Consider the following 16,591-nt stretch of genomic DNA (forward strand, 5'->3'; position numbering starts at 1 on the left):
AAGAATGAACGTACCTCTTTTATTTTGTGAAGTTGTATCTATAAGTGTATTTATTGACTTTTACAATAAGTATCTAATATCTTTTTTAGATAATAGATAAAAAGATAATCATTAATATTATTAGCAACAAAACATAACAGAATAGTCCCAGTTTATATTCTTTCTTTGTCAGTAATGCCTCTCGTTCTTTCATCTTTCGTTCGGGAAATAGCAGAAACATTAAGAGGTATAAAGGAATAGCAACAATCGCACCTATTAGGTAATCCTCTGATTTTGAGCCTGTATGCCAAAAATTTAATACACTCTGCATATTTAATAAACCAATTATTATAAAGAAACAAAGTGTAAACAGTGCGAGAAGGTTTGTCAAGGTAGCAAAATAAGGAATGCTTCTGTTAGCCCCTCTCATATTAAAACGGTATAAACTGGCTATGATTTTGTACATAGTTATTACTGGAATAGGTGTAATATAATACAAACAACAGTCGCTTTTCCCCTTTTTAGCCATCGTGTTGAGGCTCCGCACTACTCGTGTTGATGCTCCGCACCAATGGTGCGGAGGCTTAACACCACTCATGAAGATAGCAATGCGCTATACAATATATGATAGATGTATAGCCAATGTATCGAAAGCCTCTCCAATGTTATACGCTAAGTCTCCCTCCCCTTTGGGGAGGGTTGGGGAGGGGTCTTTTACTTCTTTGGTTTGCGTCTTGCCCAACCTTCCTCAGAGAAGTCTGGTTCATCGCCCTTCAACTTAGCTGGGCTACCCTTCATAAGTTCCTTCCAATCATCTTTCTTGAACTTATGCTGTCCTCCGAAAGGATTTTCGTCATACTGGCGACGACTACGGCCCTTGCGCTCACGAGACTCCTGACGACCCTCGCCACGGCTTCCGTAACCGCCACGTCCACCTGCAGAGCGACCATTGCCACCAGCTGATCGGCCATTAGCCGAACGACCGTGACCACCTTCTTCGGCATCGTTACAACGTACCTTACGACCTTTGTAGGTTGCACCGTCCAATGACTGCATCACCTTCTGAGCGTCCTGCTCTGGCACTTCGATGTAGCTCTGCTTAGCAAGGAGGTCAATATGGCCTACTGCCTGCTTGCCATGCACGTTCTTATTGACAAACTGCATCACCTCACCCGGATAGAAACCATCTGCCTTACCGAGGTTGATAAAGAGTCGCTTGTAGCCACTCTCTGGCTTACGTGGTCCACGGCTGCGGCTTCCTCTGCCTTCACCTCTTGCGCCACGGCTATCTTCACGTGCACTACGTGACGATGGCTTCTCAATCTCCTGAGCATTCTTATAATACTCAAGGAAACGACCGAAGGTTGCAGTTACAATCTTCTTGATGACAACCTCCTTATCAATATACTCAAACTGGCGGTTGATATCCTTCATGTAAGGAGCAATCTGGTCCTCATCAACGTCTGTCTTCAGAATGTCATCCATTGTCTTAAACAGCTGCTTCTTGCAGATTTCCTCTGGTGAAGGCAGTGTTCCGTCAACAAACTCTTTACTGATTTCGCGTTCAATATTACGTACCTTATACTTCTCACGTGAGTGAATAATCGAGATAGAAGTACCCTTCTTGCCTGCACGACCCGTACGGCCAGAGCGGTGGGTATAGTTCTCGATATCATCAGGGAGACCATAGTTGATAACGTGTGTCAAGTCGTTCACATCCAATCCACGTGCTGCAACGTCTGTTGCCACGAGAATCTGTGTGAGATGTGAGCGGAACTTCTGCATCGTAAGGTCACGCTGCTGCTGCGAGAGGTCGCCATGCAACGCCTCGGCATTGTATCCGTCCTTAATCAATTTATCGGCAATCTCCTGTGTCTCAACCTTTGTACGGCAGAACACAATCGCATAAATCTTTGGATAGAAGTCAACCAATCGCTTCAATGCAAGGTACTTGTCGCGTGCGTTTACCATATAATAGATATGGTTTACACTCTCAGCACCCTCGTTACGGCTACCCACAACAATCTCTTTATAGTCGTGTAGATAACCCTTTGCAACACGCTCAACGTCACGACTCATCGTAGCCGAGAACAATAATGTGTTACGATCTTCAGGTACACCCGTCAATATCTCAGTGATACTCTCTTGGAAACCCATGTTCAGCATCTCGTCAGCCTCGTCCAAAACAACGTTTCTTACCTTGTCAAGGCGAGCCTTACCACGGTGCATAAGGTCGATCAGACGACCCGGTGTAGCTACGATAATCTGTACACCATGGCGCAATTGGCGAATCTGTGTGTCGATAGACGCACCGCCATAAACAGCTGCGATATGTAGATGAGGGATATACTTACTAAATTCCTTCAAGTCATCGGCAATCTGCAAACAAAGCTCACGCGTAGGACTCAGCACAATAGCTTGAGTCTCCTTGCTGCTTGTATCAATACGTTGCAGCAAAGGCAAACCGAATGCAGCCGTCTTACCCGTACCAGTCTGTGCCAGTGCGATGACGTCGTTACGATTACCAAGTAAATAAGGGATTACTTCTTCCTGTACAGGCATTGGATTTTCAAATCCAAGCTCACTAATGGCGCGACGAATCTCTTCGCTCACACCTAACTCTTCAAATGTCTTCAAATTCGTTTGTTTATAATTTATTATCCTATATAAAAGGTAAGCTCACCACCAAACGAACCCACTAAAAAGACACTTGCCTGCGACGGGCTTCAACCAGCCAGTACGCAAACTCTCAGGTGGTATGTTACCTTTAATTGTTTGCAAAGGTACGTTAAGAAGTTGAAATGAGCAAATAAAACTTCCTATAAATCAAAAGGATGGAAGAAAAAGATAGTATTTAGAAGAGGAGTATTGGATGGAAATCTAAAAAAAAGTTGATAGATTTAAGTATTTTATCATAAGCTATTAAAAAAATACTACGAAAACACTTGTACTGTTATAAAGTCTAAAAGTGTCATCGAATATTCGTGAATTACATTTTTTTTATGTGTTTTTTTTGTAACTTTGCATTGTCAAATAGAAAAATAGTCGTTATTAAAGTTAATTATTTGAGTTAGTACAAGGACACAAAACTTACGTGAGTAAGTTTGATGTTAAACGAAAGGCTTCGCAGTGATGCGAAGCCTTTCTTCTTTTTGTAGGATGTGAAGTTGTAGCCCAGCCCAGCCTCACCCCCAACCGAGCCTCACCCCCAACCCCTCTCCGAAAGGAGAGGGGAGTGATTACCAGTGTAGGGTGAATATTCTTAGTAAGCAATTACTATTCAAAGGAATCCATCACCACCCAATATCAAACACCTATCACCCAATAACTAACACTCCATGTAAATGAGTAAAGGAGGCTTTTTGGGGTGTTGAAAAGGTATTAAAATACGGCTATCAGTGAAGAATCTATTATCATTTTGGCGGCTGGAGGATGATTTATATAAGTATAGTGAATTTGATAATATTTGACGATAATTGCTTTGCAGTTTTATCATTTTACGTTACCTTTGCAGGAAACATAAGATAAAAACGTAATATCTATTAAACAATGAAGCATAAAATCGGAAACATTTTGGCGGCAGGCTTTGCGATTGTTGGACTCGCTGCACTGGCAAGTTGTGCGGGAGAAAAGTTCCATGTGACAGGTTCTATTGCAAATGCCAAGGATTCTTTGCTCTATTTCGAGCATAATGGACTCGATGGATTCTCTACTGTTGACTCTGTAAAACTCGATGAAAAGGGAACTTTTTCGTTTTCAGGTGATAAGGTTGAGAACCCTGAGTTTTATCGTCTTCGTATTGCTGGGCAGATTATCAATATTGGTATTGACTCAACAGAGACTGTTGATGTGAAGGCTACTTATCCGCAGATGGCTACCGATTATACAGTGAAGGGTTCCTATGAGAATGAGAAAATCAAGGAATTGGCACTGAAGCAAATTGACTTGCAAGCACGTTGTCAAACAATTCTTGCTGAGCGTCCTGACCTTGCTGACTCAATCATCACCGTGTTGATGAGTGACTATAAGCAGGATGTATCACGCAACTATATCTTTAAGGAACCAATGCGTGCTTATAGCTACTTTGCATTGTTCCAGTATATCGTAATAGGTAATCAGGCACATTTGATCTTTGACCCATCCAGAGATGTGGCAGATAATAAGGTGTTCGGTGCTGTTGCCACCAGTTGGGATACTTATTATCCAGCGTCAAAGCGTACGCAGAACCTCCATAATATTACCATTAAGGGGATGAAGGACGAGCGTATTGTGAAGGCACAGAATAGGCCTGTGGAGATAGAAGCAAAGGAATTGGGGGTTGTTGACCTTCCATTGCGTGACAACCGTGGTGTAGAACGTCATCTGACAGATTTGAAGGGTAAGGTTGTTTTGCTTGACTTCCATGTCTTTGCTGCAAAGGGTTCTACGGAATACATTATGCAGCTACGCGAACTTTACAATAAATATCATGACCGTGGTTTGGAAATCTATATGGTTTCATTAGATGATAATGCCCATTTCTGGAAGGAACAGGTGGCTAATCTGCCATGGATTAATGTTTATGATGATACGGGTATCAGTAGAGCTTATACTGCTCCTGCACAGTCTTTCCCAATCATTTACCTCATTGATCGTGGTAATAACATCGTGAAGAACCCTTCACAGATTACGAATCTTCAGCAAGAGATTGAGAGCTTGTTGTAACGTTTGAAACTTGTAAGAGCTTAATTAGTATAAAGCATAATAAAAAAGGTTCTTCCGTTAAAGCTGTACGAAAAGCGTCCACACATTTAACGGAAGAACCCCCCAAAAAAAGGGACACATGCCGTGTCCCTTTTTTATTTAACAACCAATGTCGTTATATATTGTTCTGTTTAAGCACTGATAATTGATCAGTTCTTATGTAGAATCTCTATGTAGCATATTCTGCACTACGTTTTTGTACGCTTATGCCTTTACAATCATACAAACAGCGTATGCAGCCATACCATCTTCACGGCCAACAAATCCCATGCGCTCGGAAGTGGTAGCTTTAATAGATACAGCATCGATATCGCAGCCAATAATATCAGATAAGCATTTGCACATAGCAGGGATATGTGGGTTTATCTTTGGACGTTCTGCACATACCGTAGCATCAATGTTTCCCACGCGATAGCCCTTTGTTGCCAAGAGATCGATGGTCTTACGAAGAATGACCTTTGAGTCCATGTCTAATGTTTCAGCAGAGGTGTCGGGGAAGTGATAACCGATATCACGCATATTGGCTGCGCCGAGTAGTGCATCGCAGATAGCATGAATGAGTACGTCGGCATCACTATGTCCAAGGAGTCCAAGTGTATGCTCTATCTTGATACCACCTAAATATAGGTCACGTCCTTCAACGAGTTTGTGTACGTCGTATCCCATTCCGACACGGAACGATGGGATGGGTTGAGTAGAATCGGTCATATACTTATATAAGGAGAACCTTCCTAATACCCTGCAAAGGAGGGGGAATATCTTTACTAAAAGATAAGCAGAAGGTTGGTTGAGAGTTAATGCTAAATAATTAATGAATACGATAAGAAGCGGATAACTAAGTCTGTTCTAATAGTTTCCCATTAGTTCCTCCCCCTCCTTTGGAGGGGCTGGGAGAGGTCTTTACCTCCTCTTAAACAAATCCTTGATACCATCCATATCAAACGAGAGAGAGAAACGGAGGGTCTGATCAAGTGGGTTGTTCTTAGCCGTTGCTATGACATAGCCAGCATCTAATGCAAATACATTCATCTTGAAGCCTGCACCTACAGTGAAGTACTTGCGGTTACCTTTGTTCTCGCTTTCGTGGTGGTAACCAGCGCGGAGTGAAAACTTATCATTATAGGTATATTCTGCACCTAAGCTCCACTGAATCTCCTGTAACTCTTCAGAAGCACCATTAGGTGCATCACCAAAGCTCTTGAAGATACCAGAGATAGAAGATACGTCATAGTATTCCTTCTGAAGACGGTTATCATAGTCTACTTGTGTTTCATCAGCCTGACGCTTTGGATAGGTAGGAACCAATAGTTTGTTAGCATCAGCAGCAATGGTAAAACGATTGAATTCATCGATAGGAATCATCAAGGAAGCACCTAAACGTAGGTTGGTTGGGATGAATTCAGAGCGATTATCACCACCGAAGGTAATCTTCGAACCAATGTTAGAGATATTCATACCTAAGCCCAACTGGCACTCACGCTCACCGATATTGATATAGTTCTGATAATAGCAAGACAAGTCGGCTGCAAAGGCAGAACCTGGTGCGGTATCATCTGTATAATTATAGGTAAGGTCTGAGTATATCCAACGTACAGCAGCACCTAATGAGAAATGTTCACTCAACATCAGAGAGTAGGCCACGTCCATTGACATCTCGTAAGGGTTAATGGTCATATTAGAGCCGTCTGTCATCTGTACCTCACCCAAAGAGAAGTAACGCATTGAGGCAGATACAGCACTATAATCACCGATACGATAGTAACCTGCAAGGTAAGCCAAATCAATGTCGCTCACCAACTGGCGGAGCCAAGGAGTATAGTTCAATGAAACACCAGCACGAGAAATATTAAAAGGGTATTTAGCTGGATTCCAATACTGTGAGTTCACATCTGGGTCGGTGGCTGCACCAACGTCACCCATACCTGCAGCACGTGCGTCAGGAGCGATAGACTGTGAGGTAACAGATGTGTTGACAGGGTTAAAAATGTCTTTCTTATCCTGAGCGAAAGCGGTAGTCGAAGCAAATACCGTCAGTGAGAGGATGGCTATACGAAGCTTATTAATCATTCTATTTTAATTGGATTGCTTATTAAATGTTTCTATATGGATTGAAACGTTCTTTCTGTGTTATTTATTGTCTAAGATAATCAGTTTCTTAGCTTTCGATACCTTTGTAGCACCATTGCTGCTGAGGCGTACTCGATAGAGATAGACGCCTGTTTGGAGTCTTGCTCCATTCTCGACAGTAAGGTCCCAGTTGGCTGTAATGGCATTACCTGATGCAACACCAGTCTCACTACGGTGCCACAGCAGTCGGCCGCTCATATCGAATACTTCAATGTCGATATCCACATCTGAGCCAATGTAGTTGTGTGTAACGATGAAGGTTGTCTCTGTCTTGGCTGGGTTTTTAGAGGCATTGACGCTGTAAATTTCTGGTGCCAGCCCCTTAACAACTTTGAACTGAAGTGTGACGGTTGAAGGGTTGTTCTGTATATCCCATGCGCGGAACTGCAGTGTGTGTGGTCCTTCTGAAAGCTCTGGTAGGCTAAAACCTGTTGTTCCAGAGGTATAGCTACCGAAGTCGTATCGAAAGTTATCATTCAGAATATAGGTCTGTATCAGCTTGCCGTCAATGGTCAGCTGCATATCATGTCCGATACCATTACCAGAAGCGTTAATACCATCTTTATCTGTTATCTGTGCAAAGAAGTAAGGGGTACTGTTGACCTCACCACCATTGACAAATGAAGGAGAATTGAGATAAGCATAGATAGACGGGCCAATAGAGTCGTTGTACACAATCTCAGAACCATCAATAGTGAATCCCTCTTCATGTCCTTGTGCCATAAGGGTATGGCTGTCGTTAATGGCAGATAAATTCATCAAGCCTGTACCTGCTGCATAGTTGATGTCACGTGGTACAGCAAAGGTGAATGTAAACTCACCATTCTTGATACTATCTGTACCATTGTAGAGTACCTTCTGGCGATCATAATACTGGAAAGCCCTTACGGATGTATCTTCCTGCTTCTTGCAAGTAATAAGTTCTTTTGTATCACGTACGGTAGCAGTGAGTAGTCCCTTGAAATCACTTTGCTTACTGCCGTTCTTTGCTATGTATCCTTTGACGGTTACTACGGAGCCACCTTTGAGTACAACAGAGCCCGTTGTACTTGGTGTTTGTCCATTGATCGTCTCGACCTTGACTTCTAATGTAGGGAGATTCAATGCGAGTGCAGGATCGCCCAATAAGGCATATTGAAGCTTGTTAGGTGTAAGGTCGCTATTAGAATTAATCAACTCGCATTTAGCCAGACGCTGTGCTTCGCCCAATGTGGTAGGCTTACCATTTGTAAAGCTCAGTATATGCTTGAGGAAGGCGGTATTGATAGCCTTGTTATAGTAAGCATATACCGTACGAGTAGTACCCCAGAAAGCTACTGAGCCACCTTTCTTGTTTAGCATGGCAGCTTCACCAATAGTTGGGATGGTACCATCGTATGGCATGATATCACAACTGGCAGTAATCCAAAGCGGCAGATTAGCGTTGGTAAAGTTAGCATAGTCGTTGAGACGGAGTACTGCTTCATGAGAAATCTGGTCTTCTTTTCCATGACCAGCATAATCCATGATAAGTGCACCTTGTGCTTGTTGCTGCTTAATAATAGTGCTTACCTCTGGGTAGCTATGACCTGTTGCTGAAGACGTTCGTGTATAAGCGTCCCACATAACTTTCTTAACCTGATAGCTTGGGTAAAGTCCCATGATGGTTTCTGCCGTCTCATTGACGTCGTGCATGTGGAGATTATTGTTACCATCATCGCCCATGAACATAAGAACATTCTCCCAACTTCCTCCATTTTTGTTCTCAGCATAGTTGATAGTCTTATCAACTAATATCTTTGCATCTGATATGTCTGTAACAGGGAAACGCCCTACTCCGAGATCTTCTTTGTCACGTCTTAACAAATCTCCACCCTCACCATCGTCCATCAAAGTAAACCAACCATCATTGACATAGCAATCGGTCTCGCTGAAAGAGTTTTCACTCTCGTATGCAAGAAGATAGTCGTCAGGGTTAAGGTTACGGCAGGCACTGGTCACCATACGATTATCCCATACGCAGTCACCAAAGAGTAGGAGCGACTGTGGAAGATTATTACTGGTAGCACGGTCGTAAAGCATCTTCATGTAGCGACGATAAGCCATTGCATCAGGCGTTCCACTGGAGAACTCATTATAGAGTTCGTCTGCAGGAACAATACGTACTGAAATATTATCGTGTGTACGATGGAAGTCTGCTAAACGTTCTGCTTGCTTCAATAGCTTCTGGCTTGTTGGTATGATGATTACCATATTGACAGGCTCGTGAGCATGAAGGTCCTGATTGGTTATGTTGTAAACATATTCAGGAGCAGGGAAAGATGCCTTTAATGAAGGTGCTGGCGCAGGAGTAGGGTAGGTCATGATAAGATAGTCAAGACGTGCTGGACCACCTGATATGGTTGTCAGTTTGATACTGTCAACGGCATGAAGTGTGTTGAGAGTGTAGGTCCTGACTTCTTCATATCCTTTGTCAAACGATTCTTGTGGTGTGACTCTTATGTCGCCAAGACGCTGACCATTAGCTTCTACCTTTACAATAGAATTATAAGTACCTGTTGTTACGGCTACAGTGAGTTTTGCACTTGTAGCACGAGCTTTGTTTGCTAAAGCGAATACTTTACCTTCGTTCAGTTTTAATGGAGTCTCTTCAAAGAGGTTTCGACCTCCATGATACCAACTGAAATTATCAACCTCATGCAAACTATGATAATCTCCTGCTGATGGATAGAAACTATTGAGGAAGGTTGTGCTATCTGAAACAGTTGCAGGAGCACTGTTGTTGTCTTCTGTTAGGAAGTAATAACCATAGTTAGAATAAGGGTTGCGGATTCTCTTTACCGATGTGTTATTTTCCCAGCTAACAGGACCATGTGCGTAGAAGAGTCGTCTGCCGTTGCTGTTATAGGTCGGAACTTCCTTTAAATCATCATGTGAAGTAATGTAATCAGCTGTTAGGACCTCCTTCTGTAAGTTACCTCCATAGCCATAGATTTTTACTTTGTCAATGTTAGAGAAACCTGCACGACGGATAAGTTCATTGGTTAATTGATAGACGCCATTAGCTGGAACACGTATCTTTGCCCATTTTCCGCTGGCAAGAACAGAGTGGTCTACATAGCGATTAGCTACTGGAGATGCCGTTACACCTCCAGCACGAGTAGCAAGGGCTTTTGTCTTTATCTTCTTAGGACGCGATGTAAGGGCTATCATGAAACTAACGAGGAACTGCTTCTTACCATTGTGCTGAACAATTGGTGTCAGGGATATCTCTAAGACACCACGTTTGCGTTCTACAGTCATCTGCTGATGTATCTCTGGGAGTGTTGGGGGGACGATAGCAGTCAGTGCGTTATATCTCTCAATATCCGCCTTGTCCATGTCAATGAACTCAGGGTAGCGTATCTCCAATTCGTAGATAGAGTCAGTATATTGCTCACCTACAGGGATAGCATAGCGGAACTGTGGCAATACTGAGTCTATTGTCACATCTTTAACTGTTAGGTTAAAGAATCTTTGCTGTTGAGCTGATAGATTGATACAAACCAACAGTAGTATGAAGCAGAGTATTGCTGAGCGTTTCGTCATCAGCTTATTGATTTCTTTCGTCATTTTATTGATGTATTCCTCCTTAAGTCTTTTTGTCAGTTATTCCCTCTGTTTGGTTCGATTATTTGAGCGTATTTACTTGCAATTGAAGTTGAGGACTTTTCTTTCCTCTATATATCCTTCCAGATGATCGTTGATATGAACTGGTCCACAGCCTGATGGGCAGCCTGTATAGATGATGTCACCAGTCTTGAGGGTGAAGTAGCGACTAATATAACTGATGATTTCATCTACTTTATATAGCATATCACTTGTACATCCCTCTTGCATAGTCTGTCCGTTGATATCAAGGTGGAAACGGAGTCGTTGTATATCAAGAAATTTATCCTTTGATACCCATTCGCCTAAAGCAGCCGAACCATCAAAACCTTTACAGAGGTCCCATGGTAGTCCTTTTGCTCTTAGCTTTTGTTGTAATTCTCGTGCAGTGAAATCAATACCTACTGTCACAGCATCGTAGTATCTATGGGCGAAACGTTCAGAGATTGTCTTTCCCAATCGACAGATACGCACCACGAGTTCCGTTTCATATTCAATCGTTCCCAAATCATCGGGTATGAAGAAAGGCTTTTGGTCTTTCAGTAGGGCAGAGTCTGCCTTAGTGAAGATAACTGGTCCTTCCTTTGTAGATAACGTTTCGTTTAACGATTTATTATGTTTGGCATAATTCATGCCGACTGCAAAGATTTTCATTGTTGGTAGTTTCTTTGGTATTTGGCTTATTAGGCTAATAAGCCAAATAAGGCTAATAAGCCCTAACTTCTAATAAAAGAGAGTTGCAGGAGCCTAATGGCTTTCCTGCAACTCCCATATCTTTCTTCTTAAGAAGGTCTGTGATTACTCTGCAGAGAGAGTGAAGCGCTTGTAGGCAACAATCTTAAGATCCTTGCTCTGAGCCTTAAGCCACTCGCTAACGCTCTGCTTGTCGCCATCACCGAACTGGAACTCCTGATCAACGAGACAGTTCTCCTTGAAGAACTTGTTCAAACGACCTTTAGCGATGTTGTTAATCATATCCTCATTGAGGTTTGCAGCCTTCTCAGCAGCTACAGTGTTGCGGATTTCGATAGCCTTATCAGCTTCCTCACGAGTCAACCAACCTTTCTTGATGTTAGACTCGATGTGGTCATCGCTGTCAACGAGGTTAGCGTTGATACCTGCCTTCTTGATAGCAGCAACAACAGCCTTCTCAATCTGCTCTTCCTTAGTCTTCTCAACAGCAACCTTGAACTCCTCGTCCTTAACTGACTGTGGAATAGATGCTTCGTCAAGAGCAACTGGCTTCATAGCTGCAACCTGCATAGCTACCTTGTGACCAGCATCCTCGTTGTTCTCGTTGAGCTGAACCATAGTTGCGAGAGTGTGCTTGTTCATGTGGTCATAAACAGAGATGTTCTCACCCTCAAGGAAGTTGTAGCCGTCAAGCTCCATCTTCTCACCGGTAACACCAGAACGCTGTTGAACAGCAGTAGCAGCATCCTCACCGTTAGCGAGCTTAAGAGCCTTAACCTCATCAAGGCTCTTGCACTTGTTAGCAACAGCAGCGTCCAAAATCTCCTGAACGAGGGCAATGAAGTCCTGACCGTTAGCAACGAAGTCTGTCTCACACTTAATAGCAACCATAGCAGCAAAGTCGTCTACCTGCTTAACGAGTACACAACCATTTGATGTCTCACGGTCAGAACGCTTAGCAGCGATAGCCAAACCACGCTCGCGGATCAATTCCTTTGCTTTGTCATAATCGCCTTCAGCCTCTGTAAGTGCCTTCTTTACGTCAGCCAGACCTGCGCCAGTCATAGCGCGGAGCTTCTTGATATCTTCAATAGATACAGCCATTTTTTGTTTTCCTTTCTAATATTATTAAATATTGTGGGCGTTGATGAGGGATAATAAACTTCACGTATTATTACAAATAATATAGAAGCTCATTAGCACTCACCAGCGCCCACTATGTTTCTTTTAATTACTCAGCAGCTGGTGCCTCGTTCTCAGCCTTTGGAGCCTCCTCCGTCTTACGAGCAGCACGCTTTGGCTTAGCCTCAGCAGCCTCTTCAGCCTGCTCTGCTGCAGCCTTCTCGTCAGCCTTCTCAGCCTTACGCTCCTCAAGACCCTCTGCGATAGCACCGCAGCAAGCAGCGAGGATAGCCTCTACAGAATCCTTAGCATCATCATTAGCAGGAATGATGTAGTCGATGTTCTTAGGATCAGAGTTGGTATCAACGATACCGAATACAGGGATGCCGAGACGGTTAGCCTCCTTAACAGCGATGTGCTCCTTCATTACGTCAACAACGAAGAGTGCAGATGGCAAACGAGTCAAGTCAGAGATAGAACCGAGGTTCTTCTCGAGCTTAGCACGCTGACGTGAAATCTGCAAAAGCTCACGCTTAGAGAGGTTAGAGAATGTTCCGTCGTTCATCAACTTGTCGATGTTCGTCATTTTCTTCACAGCCTTACGGATGGTTGGGAAGTTGGTCAGCATACCGCCAGCCCAACGCTCGTTTACGTATGGCATGTTAACAGCTGCAGCCTTCTCTGCTACAACTTCCTTAGCCTGTTTTTTAGTAGCGACGAACAAGATCTTCTTGCCACTCTTAGCGATACCCTTGAGTGCCTCTGCAGCCTCGTCAACCTTAGCTACTGTCTTGTGAAGATCGATGATGTGGATACCATTACGCTCCATGAAGATGTAAGGAGCCATAGCTGGGTTCCACTTGCGACGGAGGTGGCCAAAGTGACATCCTGCCTCCAATAACTGGTCAAAATTTGTTCTTGACATTTTGTTTGTTTTTACTTGTTTACTTTCTTTTAAATTCTTTCTTGGCGAATGAGCTTCACCACGCTTGTTAGAATCAACTGACGGGTAGTCCCCCGATAAGGAATCGCGTCAGTTTAGATACTAAACCATCTCCTTTTCCTTTGAACTTTGAGGTTTGAGGTTTGAACTTTTACCTTTAAGCTTGAACTTTTTCCTTCTGTTTTGCTTTGTTCTTTTACCGAACAAAACATATCATAAAGTTCAAAGTTCAATATTCAAAGCTCAAAGACTAAGGAAAATATTAACGCTTACTGAACTGGAAGTGAGCACGAGCCTTTGGCTGACCTGGTTTCTTACGCTCAACAGTACGGCTGTCGCGTGTCAGGAATCCCTGGTCCTTGAGTGCTTTCTTATCTTCAGCGTTAACCTTAACCAATGCACGAGCGATAGCAAGACGCAGTGCCTGGCTCTGACCAGTAAAGCCACCACCATCGAGGTTGGCCTTAATGTCATACTGACCTTCTACACCGAGCAACTGCAGTGGCTGCTTAACCACGTACTGCAGGATAGCTGATGGGAAGAATTCAGTTAAATCTTTCTTGTTGATAGTGATCTTACCGGTGCCCTCTGAGAGGTAAACACGCGCTACAGCGCTCTTACGGCGACCAATTGCATTAATTACTTCCATCTTTCTCCTTATTATTTATACTGGTTAATATCAATTGCCTTTGGCTTCTGTGCCTCGAGACCGTTGAGCTCTGTACCTTCGATAACATAGAGGTTATCCAACAGATGACGACCTAAAGGACCCTTTGGTAACATACCCTTAACAGCATGACGAATCATCTTGTCAATACCGTTCTTGCGAGTACGAAGCTGTGCAGGTGTGTTGAAACGCTGACCACCAGGGTAACCAGTATAACGTGTGTAAACCTTATCAGTCTCCTTCTTACCAGAGAATACAACCTTAGCTGCATTGATAATGATTACGTTGTCACCACAATCTACATGTGGGGTGAAAGTTGGCTTGTACTTTCCGCGAAGAAGTTTAGCTACTTTAGAGCAAAGGCGACCTACAATCTGATCGCTCGCGTCAATAACGACCCACTCTTTCTTAGCTGTTTCCTTGTTTACGGAAATAGTCTTGTAACTTAAAGTGTCCATTCTAAAAAATTAATAATTTTACTACTAAAAAACGTTTTCTATTTCTACGACTGTGCTTGTCCTAACCATGCTGCCCGGCCAAAGACAACACTATTAACACGCATCGTATGGGGTTCTAAGAAAATCCCCCTTTAATAATCGGACTGCAAAGGTACTTATTTTCAACCTTATATAATTGTTTTGAATGGTAGGATTGTATGTAGTTTATGATTATTTAACTAAACTGCTTGTTGGATTCATGCTCTTTTGAATGTTTGTAAAAACTTAAAAACAAACCAAACAAGTGAAAAATAATGAAAATATATAGAGGGTTATGATAGTTTTGTTTATTTTTGTAACGTTATAAAGTTATTCCTTATATCTTAAAAGAATTATATAAGCAACTTTGCTTATTATATAATAGGTGAAACATAGAACATAAATAAATATAACAGATTAAACAAAGATGAAATTTAAATCTATTTTGTTAGGTGTGGCTTTGGCCTTCAGTCCTGTATTTGGTTTTGCCGATAATAATATCAAAATGGTTGTTGGAACCTATACTGATGCAGGTAGTCAAGGATTATATTCATTCTCTTTTGATCAGTCTACAGGTAAAGCTTCGGGGATTACTTCGTTGAATGTAGACAATCCTTCTTATTTTACTTTCAGTAAGGATGGGCGTAATATCTATGCTGTTAGTGAGAAGAATAATGCGACAGCTGTTCTCAATTGTATTGGTTATGACCCTGTAAAAGGAACTTTTGCTTTTAAGAACTCACAGTTGACGCATGGTGGTGATCCTTGTTATGTAGACACAGATGGCAAGATTGCACTAACAGCTAACTATTCTGCGGGTACAATCTCTGTTTTTCCAATTCTTAAGAATGGAACACTTGATAAGTCGTTGCTACAGTTGGGTAGTGTGAAAGGTGGACCTGATCGTTCACGTCAGAACACACCTCATGCGCATTGTGCGATTTTTGCTCCTGATGGTTATATCCTTACAACTGACTTTAGTGGCGATCGTATTCTTTGCTTCTCTTACAATAAGCGTGATAAGAAGTTAGAGAATCATGGTATTGCTGCTCATGTAAAAGCTGGCTCTGGTCCACGTCATCTTGTTTTCTCTCCTAACGGTAAGTATGCTTATCTTATGAGCGAGTTGTCTTGTAATGTAACAGTTTATACTTATAAGGAGGGTAAGTTAAAGGAACTTCAGACCATCGCTGCTGATAATGCTAATGCACGTGGTGGTGCTGATATCCATGTTAGCCCTGATGGAATGTTTGTTTATGCCAGTACACGTTTGAAGGGTGATGGTATCACAATTTTCCGTGTAAATAATAATGGTACATTGACTCGTATTGGTGCGCAGTTTACAGGTAGACATCCACGTAACTTTGCGATTACTCCAAATGGAAAGTTCCTTCTGGTTGCTTGTCGTGATGATAATTCAATAGAAGTTTACTCACGCGATAAGTTCACTGGCCTGCTTAAGAATACTAATCAGGATATTATCCTTAGTCACCCAGTTTGCGTGAAGTTCTATCCTGAGAAGTAGGATTTTAGTAATTAAATCCAAATCAGTCGTTAGAGCCTAAACAAAAGATGTTAGGAAGCAATATCATAGTAATAAGAACTATACATATTTTGGTCTAATAATCGATTTGGTTTAAATAATTTATAAGGAGTTAATGGTGTTTTTAACCATTAGCTCCTTTCTTGTGTAGATAGAGATTTTTTTTGGTTGTACTGGGTTAATGTGTTATTTATTTTTAATATATCCTATTCAGTCTTTTGATTACAAAAGAAACACAGAGCTATGGTTAATTTTCTTAAAAACACTTACTTACGCGGAGGTGTTCTAAATGTTTATGCGTAATTTTGCAAAAGAAAATAAAAAGTACTCAAGATGACTTGGTGATTACACCAATACTAAAGTAAAGTGCTTTAAGCAACTTTAGCTTGAATAGAAGGAAAATTAACCCATATTTATTATAAAAAATCTATTTTACTAAAAGTTTATGAAGAAGAAGGATTATGTAAAGCCTAATGCGCAAGTATTAAGCTTTTATACTGATGATTTTCTGGAAGGTGGATTCCATGTGCAAAGTAATTTGAAGGGTAATCTCGACCCTGCGGATGATGAAGAAGATCCTGAGGAAACGAACCCAACTGGATTTTAAGCATATTATTTTAAATTCAGAATAACTTTCTGGTAGGAAATAAATTATCTACATAAAATAACAA

The 16,591-nt window shown here is 42.0% G+C and carries 13 protein-coding genes; 3 read left to right on the forward strand and 10 right to left on the reverse strand.

Features of this window, described 5'->3' with window-relative positions; translation table 11 throughout:
• Nucleotides 1-85: 85 nt before the first annotated feature.
• Complete coding sequence (locus PMEL_RS00610; RefSeq protein ID WP_145985339.1) at nucleotides 86-445, reverse strand: hypothetical protein; 360 nt, start codon at nucleotides 443-445, stop codon at nucleotides 86-88.
• 248 nt (nucleotides 446-693) lie between these two features.
• Nucleotides 694-2,616 carry a DEAD/DEAH box helicase gene (locus tag PMEL_RS00615; RefSeq protein WP_120173517.1) on the reverse strand — a complete coding sequence of 641 codons (1,923 nt, stop codon included), beginning with the start codon at nucleotides 2,614-2,616 and terminating at the stop codon, nucleotides 694-696.
• 912 nt (nucleotides 2,617-3,528) lie between these two features.
• Here PMEL_RS00615 and PMEL_RS00620 point away from each other — a divergent pair.
• Entirely contained in the window at nucleotides 3,529-4,683 is a 1,155-nt protein-coding gene (locus tag PMEL_RS00620; RefSeq protein WP_120173518.1) for a TlpA disulfide reductase family protein, read from the forward strand.
• Between the two features lie 243 nt (nucleotides 4,684-4,926).
• Here the strand turns inward: PMEL_RS00620 and ispF are convergent, their stop codons facing one another.
• The 8 genes from ispF to rplM form a co-directional block, all read right to left on the reverse strand.
• Nucleotides 4,927-5,430: a 2-C-methyl-D-erythritol 2,4-cyclodiphosphate synthase gene (ispF, locus tag PMEL_RS00625; protein ID WP_120173519.1), complete on the reverse strand. Its 504-nt coding sequence runs from the start codon at nucleotides 5,428-5,430 to the stop codon at nucleotides 4,927-4,929.
• Nucleotides 5,431-5,622: 192 nt separating this feature from the next.
• On the reverse strand, nucleotides 5,623-6,789 hold the full coding sequence (gene porV / locus PMEL_RS00630) for a type IX secretion system outer membrane channel protein PorV (protein WP_120173520.1): 1,167 nt from the start codon (nucleotides 6,787-6,789) through the stop codon (nucleotides 5,623-5,625).
• Nucleotides 6,790-6,849: 60 nt separating this feature from the next.
• Entirely contained in the window at nucleotides 6,850-10,440 is a 3,591-nt protein-coding gene (porU, locus tag PMEL_RS00635) for a type IX secretion system sortase PorU (protein ID WP_120173521.1), read from the reverse strand.
• 72 nt (nucleotides 10,441-10,512) lie between these two features.
• Nucleotides 10,513-11,130, reverse strand: coding sequence for a fumarylacetoacetate hydrolase family protein (locus tag PMEL_RS00640; protein WP_120173522.1), 618 nt, complete (start codon nucleotides 11,128-11,130; stop codon nucleotides 10,513-10,515).
• Nucleotides 11,131-11,274: 144 nt separating this feature from the next.
• A complete protein-coding gene (gene tsf / locus PMEL_RS00645; protein WP_120173523.1) occupies nucleotides 11,275-12,273 on the reverse strand; it encodes a translation elongation factor Ts in 999 nt (332 codons plus the stop codon).
• Between the two features lie 127 nt (nucleotides 12,274-12,400).
• On the reverse strand, nucleotides 12,401-13,216 hold the full coding sequence (rpsB, locus tag PMEL_RS00650; RefSeq protein ID WP_120173524.1) for a 30S ribosomal protein S2: 816 nt from the start codon (nucleotides 13,214-13,216) through the stop codon (nucleotides 12,401-12,403).
• A 280-nt stretch (nucleotides 13,217-13,496) separates the two neighbouring features.
• Nucleotides 13,497-13,883, reverse strand: a complete 387-nt coding sequence (gene rpsI / locus PMEL_RS00655; protein ID WP_004358788.1) for a 30S ribosomal protein S9 — start codon at nucleotides 13,881-13,883, stop codon at nucleotides 13,497-13,499.
• 11 nt (nucleotides 13,884-13,894) lie between these two features.
• Nucleotides 13,895-14,359 carry a 50S ribosomal protein L13 gene (gene rplM, locus PMEL_RS00660; protein ID WP_107625076.1) on the reverse strand — a complete coding sequence of 155 codons (465 nt, stop codon included), beginning with the start codon at nucleotides 14,357-14,359 and terminating at the stop codon, nucleotides 13,895-13,897.
• Nucleotides 14,360-14,804: 445 nt separating this feature from the next.
• Here rplM and PMEL_RS00665 point away from each other — a divergent pair, with 445 nt between their 5' ends.
• Together PMEL_RS00665 and PMEL_RS12150 are read left to right on the forward strand one after the other, a co-directional pair.
• Nucleotides 14,805-15,902: a lactonase family protein gene (locus PMEL_RS00665; protein WP_120173525.1), complete on the forward strand. Its 1,098-nt coding sequence runs from the start codon at nucleotides 14,805-14,807 to the stop codon at nucleotides 15,900-15,902.
• Nucleotides 15,903-16,365: 463 nt separating this feature from the next.
• A complete protein-coding gene (locus PMEL_RS12150; RefSeq protein ID WP_172586724.1) occupies nucleotides 16,366-16,527 on the forward strand; it encodes a hypothetical protein in 162 nt (53 codons plus the stop codon).
• Nucleotides 16,528-16,591 lie beyond the last annotated feature (64 nt).

The sequence above is a fragment of the Prevotella melaninogenica genome (assembly GCF_003609775.1).
Lineage (GTDB): Bacteria > Bacteroidota > Bacteroidia > Bacteroidales > Bacteroidaceae > Prevotella > Prevotella melaninogenica_A.